The 15,646-nt window shown below is 63.7% G+C and carries 11 protein-coding genes, 2 tRNA genes and 1 pseudogene; 10 read left to right on the forward strand and 4 right to left on the reverse strand.

Annotation, left to right across the window (positions count from 1 at the left end; translation table 11 throughout):
* The first annotated feature begins 30 nt into the window (after positions 1–30).
* From ACFSQR_RS12750 to ACFSQR_RS12790, 9 genes are all read left to right on the forward strand, one after another.
* Positions 31–117, forward strand: a tRNA-Leu gene (locus ACFSQR_RS12750).
* Between the two features lie 32 nt (positions 118–149).
* Positions 150–1,490 carry a trigger factor gene (gene tig, locus ACFSQR_RS12755; RefSeq protein WP_377730206.1) on the forward strand — a complete coding sequence of 447 codons (1,341 nt, stop codon included), beginning with the start codon at positions 150–152 and terminating at the stop codon, positions 1,488–1,490.
* Positions 1,491–1,524: 34 nt separating this feature from the next.
* Positions 1,525–2,142 (forward strand): ATP-dependent Clp endopeptidase proteolytic subunit ClpP, encoded by a 618-nt coding sequence (gene clpP, locus ACFSQR_RS12760; RefSeq protein WP_377730207.1) that lies wholly within the window; start codon positions 1,525–1,527, stop codon positions 2,140–2,142.
* 168 nt (positions 2,143–2,310) lie between these two features.
* A complete protein-coding gene (clpX, locus tag ACFSQR_RS12765; protein ID WP_377730208.1) occupies positions 2,311–3,579 on the forward strand; it encodes an ATP-dependent Clp protease ATP-binding subunit ClpX in 1,269 nt (422 codons plus the stop codon).
* Between the two features lie 276 nt (positions 3,580–3,855).
* Entirely contained in the window at positions 3,856–6,258 is a 2,403-nt protein-coding gene (gene lon, locus ACFSQR_RS12770) for an endopeptidase La (protein WP_377730209.1), read from the forward strand.
* A gap of 211 nt (positions 6,259–6,469) precedes the next feature.
* The gene (locus ACFSQR_RS12775) at positions 6,470–7,609 is read left to right on the forward strand and encodes a branched-chain amino acid ABC transporter substrate-binding protein (RefSeq protein WP_377730211.1); all 1,140 of its coding nucleotides are present in this window, start codon (positions 6,470–6,472) and stop codon (positions 7,607–7,609) included.
* A gap of 145 nt (positions 7,610–7,754) precedes the next feature.
* Positions 7,755–8,027 carry an HU family DNA-binding protein gene (locus ACFSQR_RS12780; RefSeq protein ID WP_377730212.1) on the forward strand — a complete coding sequence of 91 codons (273 nt, stop codon included), beginning with the start codon at positions 7,755–7,757 and terminating at the stop codon, positions 8,025–8,027.
* Positions 8,028–8,070: 43 nt separating this feature from the next.
* A tRNA-Asp gene (locus tag ACFSQR_RS12785) sits at positions 8,071–8,147 on the forward strand.
* 104 nt (positions 8,148–8,251) lie between these two features.
* Positions 8,252–10,501, forward strand: a complete 2,250-nt coding sequence (locus ACFSQR_RS12790) for an ATP-binding protein (protein ID WP_377730213.1) — start codon at positions 8,252–8,254, stop codon at positions 10,499–10,501.
* Between the two features lie 6 nt (positions 10,502–10,507).
* On the opposite strand, the gene ACFSQR_RS12795 is transcribed toward ACFSQR_RS12790, so the two are convergent.
* The 3 genes from ACFSQR_RS12795 to ACFSQR_RS12805 are packed head-to-tail and all read right to left on the reverse strand — an operon-like array spanning position 10,508 to position 13,410.
* Complete coding sequence (locus tag ACFSQR_RS12795) at positions 10,508–11,926, reverse strand: glycosyltransferase family 2 protein (RefSeq protein ID WP_377730214.1); 1,419 nt, start codon at positions 11,924–11,926, stop codon at positions 10,508–10,510.
* Positions 11,923–12,972 carry a HEAT repeat domain-containing protein gene (locus ACFSQR_RS12800; RefSeq protein WP_377730215.1) on the reverse strand — a complete coding sequence of 350 codons (1,050 nt, stop codon included), beginning with the start codon at positions 12,970–12,972 and terminating at the stop codon, positions 11,923–11,925. The genes ACFSQR_RS12795 and ACFSQR_RS12800 overlap by 4 nt, the downstream gene beginning before the upstream one ends.
* 39 nt (positions 12,973–13,011) lie before the next feature.
* On the reverse strand, positions 13,012–13,410 hold the full coding sequence (locus tag ACFSQR_RS12805; RefSeq protein WP_377730216.1) for a response regulator transcription factor: 399 nt from the start codon (positions 13,408–13,410) through the stop codon (positions 13,012–13,014).
* Between the two features lie 190 nt (positions 13,411–13,600).
* Between ACFSQR_RS12805 and ACFSQR_RS12810 the strand changes: the two genes are divergently transcribed.
* Positions 13,601–15,514, forward strand: a complete 1,914-nt coding sequence (locus ACFSQR_RS12810; protein ID WP_377730217.1) for a SurA N-terminal domain-containing protein — start codon at positions 13,601–13,603, stop codon at positions 15,512–15,514.
* Between the two features lie 21 nt (positions 15,515–15,535).
* Here the strand turns inward: ACFSQR_RS12810 and ACFSQR_RS12815 are convergent.
* Positions 15,536–15,646, reverse strand: a pseudogene (locus ACFSQR_RS12815) (IS1595 family transposase); the annotation flags it as partial.

Here is a 15,646-nt window from a genome sequence, read left to right on the forward strand (position 1 = left end):
CAAAATTTTCCGTTAAAATAGCGGGTTTCCGCGAGGATGGCGAAATTGGTAGACGCACCAGGTTTAGGTCCTGACGCCAGCAATGGTGTGGGGGTTCGAGTCCCCCTCCTCGCACCACGAACCGATTATTTTTTTGGACGAATTCAATAATGGCAACTGCAGTCGATACCCAGGCTAGTCTCGAACGTCGCTTGACGCTTACTTTTCCTGCAACTGAAGTCCGCAAGGAAGTCGAAAAGCGCCTGAAGGCGCAGGCCAAGACCGCGCGCGCTCCTGGCTTCCGCCCGGGCAAAGTGCCGATGAAGATGGTCGCAGCCCAGTACGGCTACCAGATCGAATCGGATGTGCTGAACGACATGGTCGGCCGCGCATTCAACCAGGCTGCCACCCAGCAGAAGCTGAAAGTTGCCGGCTTCCCGAAAATCGAACCAAAGCAGGACGCACCGGAAGGCATGCTGTCCTTCGACGCGACCTTTGAAGTCTATCCGGAAATCTCGCTGGGCGACCTGTCCAAGCTCGAGATCGAGACAGTCAAGACCGACGTGACCGACGCCGAAATCGAAAAGACCATCGACATCCTGCGCAAGCAGCGCGTGCACTACCACACCAAGGGCGAAGCAGGCGAGCACGGCACCGGCGGCGAGCCGGTCGCTGCCAACGGCGACCGCGTGACCGTGGACTTCGTCGGCTCGATCGACGGCGTTGAATTCCCAGGCGGCAAGGCTGACGACTACACCTTCGTGCTGGGCGAAGGCCGCATGCTGGCCGAGTTCGAAGCCGCGACCGTGGGCCTGAAAGTGGGCGAGTCCAAGACCTTCCCGCTGTCCTTCCCTGAGGACTACCATGGCAAGGACGTGGCCGGCAAGACCGCCGAGTTCACCATCACCCTGAAGAAGCTGGAGTGGGCGCACCTGCCGGAAGTCGACGCAGAATTCGCCAAGTCCCTCGGCATGGCCGACGGCGACCTGGGCAAGATGCGCGAAGACATCAAGGTCAACCTGGAGCGCGAAGTCAAGGGCCGCGTCAAGGCGCGCAATAAAGAAGCCGTGATGGACGCTCTGGTCAAGAACACCGAGATGCAAGTGCCGAAGGCGCTGGTGGAACAGGATTCGCAGCGCCTGGCCGAGCAGACCCGCCAGGAAATGTCGCAGCGCGGCATGGACGTCAAGAACATGCCGTTCCCGGCCGAACTGTTCGCGACCAAGGCCGAGCGCCGCGTGCGCCTGGGCCTGATCCTGGGCCAGCTGATGGAAGAGAACAAGCTGCAAGCCACCGCCGACCAGGTCAAGTCGCAGATTGAAGACTTTGCTCAATCTTACGAAGATCCAAAGGAAGTGCTGAAGTATTACTATGCAGATCGTCGCCGCCTGGCCGACATCGAAGCACTTGTTTTGGAAGAAAACGTCGTTAACTACGTGCTCGGCAAAGCCAAAGTGAGCGTCAAGGACGTTCCGTTCGACGAACTGATGGGCAGCAACGCGCAGGCGTAATGCCCGTCTTCCCCTGATAAGGAAAGAGACACGCATGAACCGTAACCCAGCATTGGATACCCAGGCACTCGGCCTCGTGCCGATGGTCGTGGAGCAGAGCGGCCGTGGCGAACGCGCCTACGACATCTATTCGCGCCTGCTGAAAGAGCGTGTTGTATTTTGCGTCGGCCCGGTCAACGACCAGATGGCCAACCTGATCGTCGCCCAGCTGCTGTTCCTGGAGAGCGAGAATCCCGACAAGGACATCTCGCTGTACATCAACTCGCCGGGCGGTTCCGTCTCGGCGGGCCTGGCGATTTTCGACACGATGAACTTCATCAAGCCGGACGTCTCCACGCTGTGCACCGGGATGGCGGCCTCGATGGGCGCCTTCCTGCTGGCCGCCGGCGCGAAAGGCAAGCGTTTCTCGCTGCCCGAGTCGCGCATCATGATCCACCAGCCGTCCGGTGGTTCGCAAGGCCAGCAGTCGGACATCGAGATCCAGGCCAAGGAAATCCTGTACCTGCGCCACCGCCTGAACAAGCTTCTGGCGGAACGCACCGGCAAGTCCACCGAGCAGATTCACCTGGATACGGAGCGCGACCGCTTCATGTCCGGCGAAGAAGCAGTTGACTATGGCCTGATCGACAAGGTCCTGACGCACCGCGGTTGATGCGCCGGTCCTGATTCTTCGAAACGACGCCCGGACGCGACAACGTTCGGGCGTTTCGTTTTTATTTCGGGTAGGATGTGAACCTATCGGTTTTCCGCGCCCGGCTCGAGCGCATTGGCGCGGTTCCCCTGCAGTATCCTTATTGCAACTATACGAATTCCAGCATCTATGCCAGACAAAAAATCCTCCAGCGGTGAAAAGCTCCTGTACTGCTCGTTCTGCGGAAAGAGCCAGCACGAGGTCAAGAAACTCATCGCCGGTCCATCCGTCTTCATCTGCGACGAATGCATCGACCTGTGCAACGACATCATCCGCGACGAGACCTCGAACGTGGAAGCGGTGGGCGGCGCCAAGTCGGACCTGCCGACGCCGCAGGAAATCGCCGAGCTGCTGAACCAGTACGTGATTGGCCAGCAGACCGCCAAGCGCATCCTGTCGGTGGCCGTGTACAACCACTACAAGCGCCTCAAGCACCTGGGCAAGAAGGATGACGTCGAGCTGGCCAAGTCGAACATCCTGCTGGTCGGCCCGACCGGTTCGGGCAAGACCCTGCTGGCCCAGACCCTGGCGCGCATGCTGAACGTGCCGTTCGTCATTGCCGATGCGACCACGCTGACCGAAGCGGGCTACGTGGGCGAAGACGTCGAGAACATCATCCAGAAGCTGCTGCAAAGCTGCAACTACGAGGTGGAAAAGGCGCAGCGCGGCATCGTCTATATCGACGAGATCGACAAGATTTCGCGCAAATCCGACAATCCGTCGATCACCCGCGACGTTTCCGGCGAAGGCGTGCAGCAGGCGCTGCTCAAGCTGATCGAAGGCACCATGGCCTCGGTGCCGCCGCAGGGCGGGCGCAAGCATCCGAACCAGGATTTCGTCCAGATCGACACGACCAACATCATGTTCATCTGCGGCGGCGCGTTCGACGGCCTGGCCAAGATCATCCAGAACCGCTCGGAAAAGTCCGGCATCGGCTTCTCGGCCAGCGTGAAGAGCCCGACGGAGCGTTCCAACGCCGAGATCCTGCACGACGCGGAGCCGGAAGACCTGATCAAGTTCGGCCTGATTCCGGAACTGGTCGGCCGCCTGCCGGTGGTCGCGACCCTGTCCGAGCTGACCGAAGAGGCGCTGATCCAGATCCTGGTCGAGCCGAAGAACGCCCTGATCAAGCAGTACTCCAAGCTGCTCGAGATGGAAGGGACGGAACTCGAAATCCGCCCGGCCGCACTGCACGCGATCGCCCGCAAGGCGCTGGCGCGCAAGACCGGCGCGCGCGGCCTGCGTTCCATCCTGGAACATGCGTTGCTCGACGTCATGTATGAGCTGCCAAACCAGCAGAATGTGCAAAAGGTCGTGATCGATGAAAATACGATCACGAATGGCGCGAAACCTTTGCTGATTTACAGCGAAACGCCAAAAGCATCCGGGGAAAACTAAAAAATTTGCCGCGCGCACACACAAAATGGCTTGTGTGAGCCGCGCGCGGCGGTACAATCAAACGCAATAAGAGAAGAAAAAACGGCTTCAATCGAAAAGCCACTCGCGGCGACAGCCGTGTGGTGGCTTTTTTATTTGAATCTCGCTTTATTTTCTTTTAGATCATTTTGGTTCGTTGATGTAGCTCAATAGACATCAGGAAATATTCCTGCCGCGCGGTCTTGAGATTCACCGCTTTGCGCCAACATCTGAACTACGTTTTCTATAAGGTACGCCATGACAACTTCCAAATTAACCGAGCAAACGACGCTGCCACTGTTGCCGCTGCGGGATGTAGTGGTGTTCCCGCACATGGTGATCCCCCTGTTCGTTGGCCGTCCGAAGTCCATCAAGGCACTTGAAGCGGCAATGGAGCAGGGCAAGAGCATCATGCTGGCTGCGCAAAAGGCGGCCGCCAAGGATGAGCCATCCGCCTCCGACATCTACGAGATCGGTTGCGTGGCCAACATCCTGCAAATGCTCAAGCTGCCTGACGGTACCGTCAAGGTGCTGGTCGAAGGCGCCCAGCGTGCGCGTATCAACCACATCAGTGATTCGCCGACCCATTTCGTGGCCGACCTGACCCCGCTGGAATCGGAAATCGGCGACGACTCCGAAGTCGAGGCGATGCGCCGCGCGATCGTCCAGCAGTTCGACCAGTACGTCAAACTGAACAAGAAGATCCCGCCCGAGATCCTGGCTTCGCTGGCCGGCATCGACGACGCCGGCCGCCTGGCCGACACCGTGGCCGCCCACCTGCCGCTCAAGCTCGAGCAGAAGCAGGTCATCCTGGAGATCTTCGACGTCGCCAAGCGCCTTGAGCACCTGCTCGGCCAGCTGGAAGGCGAACTCGACATCCTGCAGGTGGAAAAGCGCATCCGTGGCCGCGTCAAGCGCCAGATGGAAAAGTCGCAGCGCGAGTACTACCTGAACGAACAGGTCAAGGCAATCCAGAAGGAACTGGGCGAGGGCGAAGACGGCGCCGACATCGACGAGCTCGAAAAGAAGATCGTCGCTGCCAAGATGCCGAAGGAAGCGCTGGAAAAAGCCCAGGCCGAAATCAAGAAGCTCAAGCTGATGTCGCCGATGTCGGCCGAAGCAACCGTGGTGCGCAACTACATCGACACCCTGGTCGGCCTGCCGTGGAAGAAGAAGTCCAAGGTCAACAACGACCTCGAGAACGCCGAGAAGGTGCTCGAGCAGGATCACTACGGCCTTGAAAAGATCAAGGAACGCATCCTGGAATACCTCGCGGTGCAGCAGCGCGTGGACAAGCTGAAGGCCCCGATCTTGTGCTTCGTCGGCCCACCGGGCGTCGGTAAGACCTCGCTCGGCCAGTCGATCGCGCGCGCCACCAACCGCAAGTTCGTGCGCATGGCGCTCGGCGGCGTGCGTGACGAAGCCGAGATCCGCGGCCACCGCCGCACCTACATCGGCTCGATGCCGGGCAAGGTGCTGCAGTCGCTGTCCAAGGTCGGCGTGCGCAACCCGCTGTTCCTGCTCGACGAGATCGACAAGATGGGCGCGGACTTCCGCGGCGACCCGTCGTCCGCGCTGCTCGAGGTGCTGGACCCGGAACAGAACCACACGTTCTCGGACCACTACATCGAGGTGGACTTCGACCTGTCCGACGTGATGTTCGTGGCGACCTCGAACTCCTTCAACATCCCGCCGGCGCTGCTGGACCGGATGGAAGTCATCCGCCTGTCCGGCTACACCGAGGACGAGAAGACCAGCATCGCGCAGCGCTACCTGCTGCCGAAGCAGATCAAGGCGAACGGCCTGAAGGAAGACGAGATCTCGGTGTCCGAATCGGCCATCCGCGACATCATCCGCTACTACACCCGTGAAGCCGGCGTGCGTTCGCTCGAGCGCGAGATCTCCAAGATCGCGCGCAAGGTCGTCAAGATGCTGCTGCTGAAGAAGAGCGACAAGAAGGTCGTGGTCACCAACAAGAACATCGACAAGTTCCTGGGCGTGCGCCGCTACGACTTCGGCGTGGCCGAGAAGGAAAACCAGATCGGCCAGGTGGTCGGCCTCGCATGGACCGAAGTGGGCGGCGACCTGCTGACCATCGAAGCGGTGCAGATGCCGGGCAAGGGCGCCATTGTACGCACCGGTACCCTGGGCGAAGTGATGAAGGAGTCGATCGAAGCGGCGCGCACCGTGGTGCGTTCGCGCGGCGCTCGCCTGGGCATCAAGCCGGACCAGTTCGAGAAGAGCGACATCCACATCCACGTGCCGGAAGGCGCGACGCCGAAGGACGGTCCGTCCGCAGGTATCGCGATGACCACCGCACTGGTGTCCGTGTTCACCGGCATCCCGGTGCGTGCGGACGTGGCGATGACCGGCGAGATCACCCTGCGCGGCGAAGTGCTGCCGATCGGCGGCCTGAAGGAAAAGCTGCTGGCAGCCCACCGCGGCGGCATCAAGACCGTGCTGATCCCCGAGCAGAACGTGAAGGACCTGGCCGAGATCCCGGACAACGTCAAGAACAAGCTCGAGATCGTGCCGGTGCGCTGGATCGACAAGGTGCTGGAAGTCGCGCTGGAACGCCAGCCGACCCCGGTGGTCGAAACGGCGCCGGCGGTGCCGGTGCCGGCGCCTGCCGACGGCGCCAACGACGTCGTCAAGCATTAAGCCTTCGCATCCCCTCGAAAAGCGCCCACCCGGGCGCTTTTTTTATGGGCACTGTCCCCGAAGGGAGCGACCGCGGCGGTGGCGGAATCGGCCATGAATGGGGCGATTCCGCCACGCCGGCGACGCGCGCCGACGGTCCCGGATGGACAGTCACCACGGCACGGGCTCTCATGTTATTGTTCTGCATTCACCGATCACCCGACTTTGCCCGATGACCGCATTCAAACACCTCCTTCCCCTGGCCCTGTGCACGCTGGCCGGCCTGGCCCACGCACAGGAAACCGTCAAGATCGGCCTGGCCGGTCCGCTGTCCGGCGAAATCGCCCACCTCGGCAAGGCACTGGAGAACGGCGCCGCCCTGGCCATCGAAGACCTGAACGCGCGTAACGTCACCATCGGCGGCAAGAAGGTGACGTTCAAGCTGCAAAGCGAAGACGACGCCGCCGATCCGAAGCAGGGCACCGCGGTCGCGCAGAAGCTGGTCGATGCGCGCGTCAACGGCGTCGTCGGGCACGTCACCTCGGGCACCACGGTGCCCGCATCGCGCATCTACTACCAGGCCGGGATCCCGCAGGTCTCGCCCTCCGCCACCACGCCCGCGTACACGAAGCAGAAGTTCCCGACCGCGTTCCGGGTGGTCGCCAACGACAATATGCTGGGCGCGGCGCTCGGTCGCTATGCTGTCGACAAGCTGGGCGCGCGCCACATCGCCGTGATCGACGACCGCTCCGCGTATGGACAGGGCGTGGCCGACCAGTTCGTGAAAGCGGCCAAGGCGCGCAATCGCGACGTCAGGATCGCCAAGCGCGAGTTCACCAATGCCAAGGCAACCGACTTCACCGCGATCCTCACCACGATCCGCGCCAACAAGCCCGACCTGATCTTCTTCGGCGGCATGGACGCCAGCGCGGGCGCGATCCTGCGCCAGATGAAATCGCTCGGCATCACCACGCGCTTCATGGGCGGCGACGGCATCTGCACCGAAGCGCTGCCACGCCTGGCCGGCGCCGGCATGGGCGACGGGAATGTGATGTGTGCGGAGGCGGGCGGCGTCGACGGTCCGCAGGAAAAAGTGATGCGCGAATTCGTCACGCGCTTCAAGGCGAAATACAACAGCGACATCCAGACCTATGCGCCGTACGCGTACGATGCGGTGATGGTGCTGGCTGCGGCGATGCAGAAGGCCGGCTCCACCGAGCCTGCCAAATACCTGCCTGCGCTCAAGCGCATCCGCTACCAGGGCGTGACCGGCACCATCGAGTTCGATGCGGCCGGCGACTTGAAGCATGGCGCGCTGACGCTGTCCACGTACAAGGGCGGCGCCAAGTCCAAGATCGCGGTCCTGCGCTAGCATCGAAGGGGGACTGTCCCCGCAAGGGACCGTCCCCCGGTCTTGACGATGCGTCCAGCGCTGTCGCATTTTCGGCGCCACGCTTGACACGAATTGCGCGCGCCGAGTCTAATACGCCCTGCAGTTTTTCTCCCAAGGATACGTAGTGAACAAAACAGATTTGATCGAAGAGATCGCCAAGTCGGCGGACATCACCAAGGCATCGGCAACGCGCGCACTGGACGCGATGCTCAACGCAGTCACCACCACGCTCGCCAACGACGGCAGCGTGACCCTGGTGGGCTTCGGCACCTTCTCGGTGGGCGAGCGCGCAGCGCGCGTCGGCCGCGATCCACGCACCAAGGAAGCCATCCAGATCGAAGCGGCGAAGGTTCCTAAATTTAAAGCTGGTAAAGCGCTGAAAGATGCTGTAAACTAATGGTCTTTCAGCGATGCCTCATCGCTGAGTAGCACAAGTTTCTGGAGCGGTAGTTCAGTTGGTTAGAATACCGGCCTGTCACGCCGGGGGTCGCGGGTTCGAGTCCCGTCCGCTCCGCCAGAAAGAGAAAATGGTCCGCCTCGCGCGGGCCATTTTTTTTATCCGGCCGCGCCGCGCCAGCCACCGCACTGTATGATGCGCTGTCCTCAATCCCGCGCGCGTCCATGTCCACCAGCCCCGCCTCCCGCAAACCCCGTCTCGGATCGTACCTGTCGCTGTGGTTCTCGCTGCTGTCGATCGTGCTGACGCTGGTGCTGGTGCAGGTAATCGGGATGGCGGCGTCGGAAGCGCTGCGCGTCAATATCGGCAATGGCCTGGCGGCGATTGCCGGACAGGCCGTCGACAAACTGGATCGCGGCATGTACGAGCGCTACCGCGAGGTGCGGCTGATGGCGCAGCGGTCCGACATCGAATCGTCCCGCGTGCCTGCTGCGGCCAAGCGCCGCGTCCTCGAAAGCATCCGCGCAACCTATCCGTATTACGCCTGGATCGGCCTGACCGACATGAACGGCACCGTGAAAGTCGCCACCGGCGCCATGCTGGAAGGCGCGGACGTGAGCAAGCGTCCATGGTTCCACAATGCGCTGAAAGGCGTCCACCTCGGCGACGTGCACGACGCGGTGCTGCTCGCAAAACTCCTGCCATCGACCTCGAACGAGCCTAAACGCTTCGTCGACGTCGCCTTCCCCTATGTGGACGAGCATGGCCGGCAAGCCGGCGTGCTGGGTACGCACCTGTCGTGGAGCTGGGCGCGCGAAGTCGAGCGCTCCGTGTTCGTGCATGCATCGCGCCGTCCGCTGGAAACCCTGATCGCCAGCGCCGACGGCACCGTCCTGCTCGGACCCGAGGGCATGCGCGACACCAGGCTGGACCTGGGCAGCGTGCACGCCGCGCGCAGCGGCAACGGCTACATGGTCGAGGATTGGCCTGACGGCAAACGCTACCTGGTCGGCTATGCGCAAAGCCAGGGCTATGCCGACTATCCGGGGCTTGGATGGAAAGTGCTGGTGCGCCAGGAACTGAAGACGGCGTACGAGCCGGTGGCGCAGATCCAGCAAAAAGCATTTTGGAGCGGCATGGCGGTCGCCGCGCTGTTCACGGTGATGGGATTCGTGACCGCGCGCCGCATCACCAAGCCGATTGTCGAACTGGCGCAGGCATCGCAGCGCATGGGGGCAGGGGAGACCTTGCTGCTGCCGGCATCGTCCGCCTCGTTCCGCGAAGTGGAGAGCCTGTCCGGCGCGCTATCGGACCTGGTGGGCCAACTGGTGCAGCAGAAGGACGCGCTGGCGGAACTGAACGTATCGCTGGAACAGCGCGTGGCCGAGCGCACGCGCGAACTGGCCAGCGCCCTCGAGGTCGTGCGTATCGAGCAGGAACGCGTGCGCACGATCGTCGAGACGGCCCAGGATGCCTACGTTGCGACCGACCTCGCCGGCCGCGTGATCGAATGGAATGCCGCCGCCGAGCGCATGTTCGGCTGGAGCAAAGCGGAAGCGATCGGCGCCTCCTTGCCGGACCTCGTGCTGCCGGAGGCGCTGCGGGCCCGCTTCCGCCAGACCTACCTGGCGCTTGAGTCGGGCCGGCTGGACGTGAGCGGCAGGCTGCAGCGCACCGTGATCGACCGCGCGGGCCGCGAATTCCCGGTCGAACTGTCCGTGGGCATGCTGTCCGACCGCGGGCAGACCTTCGTCAGCGCCTTCCTGCATGACATTTCCGAGCGTCGCAAGATCGAGCAGCTGAAGAACGAGTTTATCTCCACTGTCTCGCACGAGTTGCGCACGCCGCTGACGTCGATCAGCGCCTCGCTGTCGATGCTCAACGACGGCATGGCGGGCGAGCTGCCCGAGGACATCCGCGTCCTGATCGGCATCGCCAACGCCAGCTGCGAGCGGCTGGTGCGGCTGGTGAACAATGTGCTCGATATCGAGAAGATCGAGGCGGGCGGCGTCGCCTACGACATCGGCGAGCAGGATGTGTGCGCGCTGGTGGAATCGGCCGCCGCGTCGATGCAGGCCTTCGCGCAGGAGCACGGCGTGACGCTGGCGGCGCGCTGCGCTGACGGCCTGCGCGCGCGCACCGATGCCGATGCCGTCTCGCAGGTGCTCGCCAACCTGCTGTCGAATGCGATCAAGTTCTCGCAGCGGGGCGGCGAAGTGCAGCTGCGCGCCGAACCACACGAATCGGGGGTGCGCATCGTGGTGGCCGACAACGGCCGCGGGATCCCGCTTGCGTTCCGTTCGACCATCTTCCAGAAGTTCGCGCAGGCCGACGCGAGCGACTCGCGCGAGCGCGGCGGCACCGGCCTGGGGCTGGCGATCACCAAGCGCATTGTCGAGGACCTGGGCGGCTCGATCGGCTTCGACAGCGAAGAAGGCAAGGGCACTTCTTTCTACGTGATCCTGCCGGGCTGAGGAACGTTACGGCGGCGGCAGGCTTTGCCAGTTGCCGCGCCGTTTCATTGCGCCCCACTTGGCTTCGGACTGGCGCGCCCAGCGATACAGGCCGACCAGGCGCCACCAGCTGTTCAATTGGCGGTAGCCGAAGTTCTCCAGGACCACCACCAGTCCCAGGCGCAGCAATTGCGCCCCCTTGGGGTAGATGTGGAAGGACATCTCTTCCAGCAGCAGGCCGGAGGCCGACAGCAGGATGCCCAGCCCGATCGCGACGAACAGGAAGGCCGCGAATGCCTCCCATGAGATCCAGCCCAATGCGAACCCGACCGCCATGAACACATAGCCGCCCAGCTCCACCAGGGGCCCAAGCCACTCGAACAGCATCAGGAAGGGAAAGGCGATCCAGCCGGGCGCGCCCCCATTCCGGCTGAACATCAGGCCCCAGTTGGCGCTCAGGCTTTCGCCCAGGCCGCGCTGCCAGCGGATGCGCTGGTTGCGCAGCGTGGCGCGGTCCTCCGGCGCCTCGGTCCAGCAAACCGGATCGGGCACGAACACGATCTTGTAATGCTCGCGCTTTTGCCGCATCAGGCGGTGCAGGCGCACCACCAGTTCCATGTCCTCGCCGATCGACCGTGGCAGGTACCCGCCGGCTTCGATGACCTTGTCCTTGCGGAAGACGCCGAATGCGCCCGATACGATCAGCATGGCGTTGATGGCGGACCAGCCCAGGCGCCCGAACAGGAAGGCGCGCAGGTATTCCACCACCTGGAACATGGCCCACGGATTCGACGGCAGGCCCACCTTGGTCAGGAAGCCGCCGCGCACCTCGCAGCCATTGGCGATCCGCACGGTGCCCCCGGTGGCGATCACGCTGGAATCGGACAGGAAGGGCTTGACCACACGCTGCAGGCTGTCGCGCTGCAGGACCGAATCGGCGTCCACGCCGCAGAACAGCGGGTAGCGCGAGGCATTGATGCCGACGTTGAGCGCATCGGCCTTGCCGCCGTTTTCCTTGTCCACCACGCGCAGGTTGGCGTAGCGTGCCGAGACATACATGCCGCGCACCGGCTGCGTTGCAAGTTGCACGCGGTAGGCCTCAGGGTGCGGGTGCAAGTCGAACTCGCGCTTGAGCGCTTCCAGCGTGCCGTCGGCCGAGCCGTCGTTGACCACCACCACTTCGAACTGCGGATAGGTCAGTTGCAGCATCGAGCGCACGGATGCGGCAATGGTGGCTTCTTCGTTATAGGCCGGCACCAGGATGCTGATCGGCGGCTCCAGGCCAGAGTAAATCTGGGGCAGGTCCTCCAGCAGCATTTCCTGCGCGCGGCGGCGCAGCGAGACCACCGACACCAGGTTGAGCACCAGGTAGCCGAGATTGAGCGCAATGAAGTAGGCCAGCACGAACCACGTCGTCAGTTCGATCAGGAAGCGGACAATCGTCATGGCGCCACTCCTTGCGCCGCCACCTGGCGCAGCATGTCGATTGCGTAGCGGTCGCCCGTCTGCGCGGCCATGTGTTCGATGGTGGCCATGTCCAGGTAGGGCGAGGCGGCCAGCGCCTCCGCGGCGCGCAGGCGCACCCACCATTCGCGGTCCGCGAGCAGCGACACCAGCAGGGGAGCATCTTCCGGCGCGCCCGTGCGGCCCAGCGCGCGGGCGGCGTGCAGGCGCACGCGCCACTGCGGGTGGCGGGCCAGCAGACGCAGTTCCGGCAGGAGGGCAGGATCGTTCACCAGCCGCAGCGCCGCCACCAGCACGGCTTCGTCCCCTTGGGCCAGGAGCCGCCTGTGCAGCGCTACCGGCAGGACGGCGCGGATGCCTTCGGCAAGGCGCAGGGCGCCCGGCAACTGCGCCGTGTCCAGTCCTTCCAGCCGGGACACCAGGGCTTGCGCGACTGCCGGTCCGCCGTCGCACAGGATCAGCACCACGCGCGATTGCGCCCAGTCCGGGCGCGCCAGTGCGGCATCCACCACGGCCTGCGCCGCACGTTCCGGGGCCGCCTGCATCAGGGCCCACGCAGCATTGATCGAGACCACGCCACTGGCGCTGTGCAGCTTGCGCTCCAGCGCGCCGAAGGCCGCGGCGTCGCGCATGTAGCCCAGCACCAGGATCGCCAGCAGCACGTCGCCGCGGCGGCCGCTTGCCAGCAGCTTGCGCGCGTAGGCGTCGCAGCCGAGCCGCCGCGCGAGTTCGTTCAGCTGCTCGGTGGCTCCGCCGCGCAGGGAGGCGTGCAGGTGGATCCACAGTTTCAGGAACGGTCGCATGCGCTTGGCTGTGAGGACCGGCAGCTCGCCCGGCGCGTCTCCCGCGATGGCCGCAGCCAGCACAGGGCGCCACACTTCGACCACGCGCTGGTAGCGGCGCTGGCTGCGCAGCAGCGCCACGCGCAAGGCGAGGATCGACAAGGCAAGGGCCAGCGTCAGCGCAAACGCGCCCAGGCCGGTCCACCACGCTGCCAGCAGGACCGGGTCAGCGCTGGGGACGGCCAAGGGCGAGAACTCCGTTGTCGGGGGCGGGACTGGCCGGCGTCATGGCACGGTCCGCAGGTAGCGGCGGATGCGCGCCAGCAGCTCGTTGGGCTGGAATGGCTTGAGCATGTAGTCATTCGCGCCGGCGTCGAGCGCGCGCACGATGTCAGGCTCCTGGTTCTTCGCCGTCAGCATGATGACCGGGGTGTTCTCCCAGCCGGCTTGCGCGCGGATCACGCGCACCAGCTCGAAGCCATCCACGTGCGGCAGCATCACGTCGAGCAGCACCAGCTCGGGAGGAGGGGACGCCTGGATATGGCTGCGGGCCACGGCGCCATCGGCCGCCACGGTGACCAGGAAACCCTGGCGCTGCAACATGAACTTGAGGATCTGTGCGATATGGTCGTCGTCCTCGATCACCAGGATCGAGTGGGATTTGCCTGATTGTCGTTCTGCCATCGTTCGGGTCATCTGGTGTCCAGCCGCTATCTTAGCCGAGGCGGGGAACGTGTGTCTTACTTAATTGGAATGCAAATCTTCAGCATGCTATACTCCAGCGCCACTTTCGGACACTGCCCGAAGGGGCATCCTGGAGGCGGACCGCGGTTCGCCTTGTTCCATGTGACTCACTCAACAGAATTGTCTGCCCATGTTTGAAACTGTTCGCACCCACAGGAAATTTATGATGGGCCTGCTCCTTGTGCTCATCATCCCGTCCTTCGTCCTGGTCGGCCTCAACACCTACGATTCGGGCAGCAGTGCTGACACGATCGCCACCGTCGGCGACCGCAAGGTCAGCCAGATCGAGTTCGAGGAAGCCCAGCGCTCGCAAATCGACCGCTATCGCGAGGCGCTCGGCGCGCAGTTCGATCCGAAGATGGTCGATACGCCGGAAGAAAAGCAGCGCGTGCTCGACGGCCTGATCACCCAGCGTGCGCTGGATGTCGAAATCGACAAGAATCATATGAGCGTGGACGACGCCACGCTGGCCGCGTTCTACGGTAAGACGCTGGTGGGTGCAGACGGCAAGTTCGACGTGAACCAGTACAAGAGCGTCGCCGCCCAGCAGGGCCTGACCACGGCAGGCCTCGACCAGATGGTGCGCCGCCAGCTCGCGCTGGAACAGGTGACCAGCTCGATCGAGTCCACCGGCTTTGCGCCACGCACGGTTGCGAACCGCCTGTCGGACATCCGCGAACAGGAGCGCGAAGCGCAGGAACTGCTGTTCCCGGCCGCGCAATACGCCTCGCAGGTGAAGGTGACCGACGCGATGGTCAAGGCCTTCTACGACAAGAACGCCGCGATGTTCCAGGTGCCCGAGCAGGCCACCATCGAATACGTCGTATTCGATAGTGCAGCCGTGGCGCCGCAAGTGTCGGTCACCGACGCTGAAATTGCCGCCTACTACAACCAGAACAAGAAGCGCTACGCGACCGAAGAGCAGCGCCGCGCCAGCCACATCCTGATCAACGCCAGCCGCGAGGCGCCGGCCGCCGAGAAGACCGCTGCGCGCGCCAAGGCTGCCGCACTGCTCGAGCAGCTGCGCAAGAACCCTGCCGATTTCGCCCGCCTGGCGCGCGAGAATTCGCAGGATCCGGGTTCGGCTGAAGTGGGCGGCGACCTGGGCGTGACCGAGAAGGGCGCCTTCGTCAAGCCGGTGGAAGACGCGATCTACGCGCTCAAGCAGGGCGAGATTAGCAACCTGGTCGAATCCGAGTACGGCTACCACATCATCACCGTCACCGAGATCAAGCCGGCCACCGTGCGCCCGCTGGAAGAAGTGAAGGGCGAGATCGAGACCGAACTGCGCAACCAGAAATCGGGCCGCAAGTATTCCGAGCTGGCCGAGGCCTTCACCAACACGGTGTACGAACAGTCGGACAGCCTGAAGCCAGCCGCCGAGAAGCTGGGCGTGCAGGTACAGACCGCAAGCAATGTCTCGCGTACCCCAAGCCAGGCTGGCGGCACCGCGCCGTACAACAACGCCAAGTTCCTGCAGGCCCTGTTCTCGGAAGACACGATCAAGAACAAGCGCAACACGGAAGCCATTGAAGTCGCGCCAAGCACGCTGGTCTCGGGCCGCATCGTCGAGTACAAGCCAGCGACCGTGCGTCCGCTGGCTGAAGTGGCCCCGGCAATCCGCGAACGCGTGCTGCAGGAAGAGGCGATGCGCCTGGCGAAAGCTGCCGGCGAAGCCAAGCTGGCCGGCGTCAAGGCATCGGGCGACGCCACCGGATTCGGTGAGCCGAAGCTGGTGACTCGCACCCAGCAGCCGCCGTTCAACCAGGTGGGCGCGATCGCCGTGCTCAAGGCCGATGTCAGCAAGCTGCCTGCCTACGTGGGCGTGGAGGTGCCGGGCCAGGGCTACGCGGTGTACCGCATCAACAAGGTGCAGCAGTCCGCGCCTGACGTCGAGCGCCGCAAGGCCGAAGCGCAGCAGATCAGCAACGTGGTCGCGCAACAGGAAACCTACAGCTACCTGGAAGCGCTGAAGAAGAAGGCCAACGTCAAGATCAAGCGTCCGGTGACGGCGCCTGCAACGGCGCCGGCTGCGGCGCAGTAAGCGGCCACGCAATAAAAAAGGCTATGTCCACGTTAAGTGTGGGAACACGCCAACTGTGGCGCGCAACATCACCAGCGGATCTTCGATGCGATGCTTGTCGAGTGCCCAGCGCCATCCCAGGTAGTTCGGCAG

Source organism: Pseudoduganella sp. GCM10020061 (assembly GCF_042683405.1).
In the GTDB taxonomy this organism is placed as follows: Bacteria; Pseudomonadota; Gammaproteobacteria; order Burkholderiales; family Burkholderiaceae_D; genus Telluria.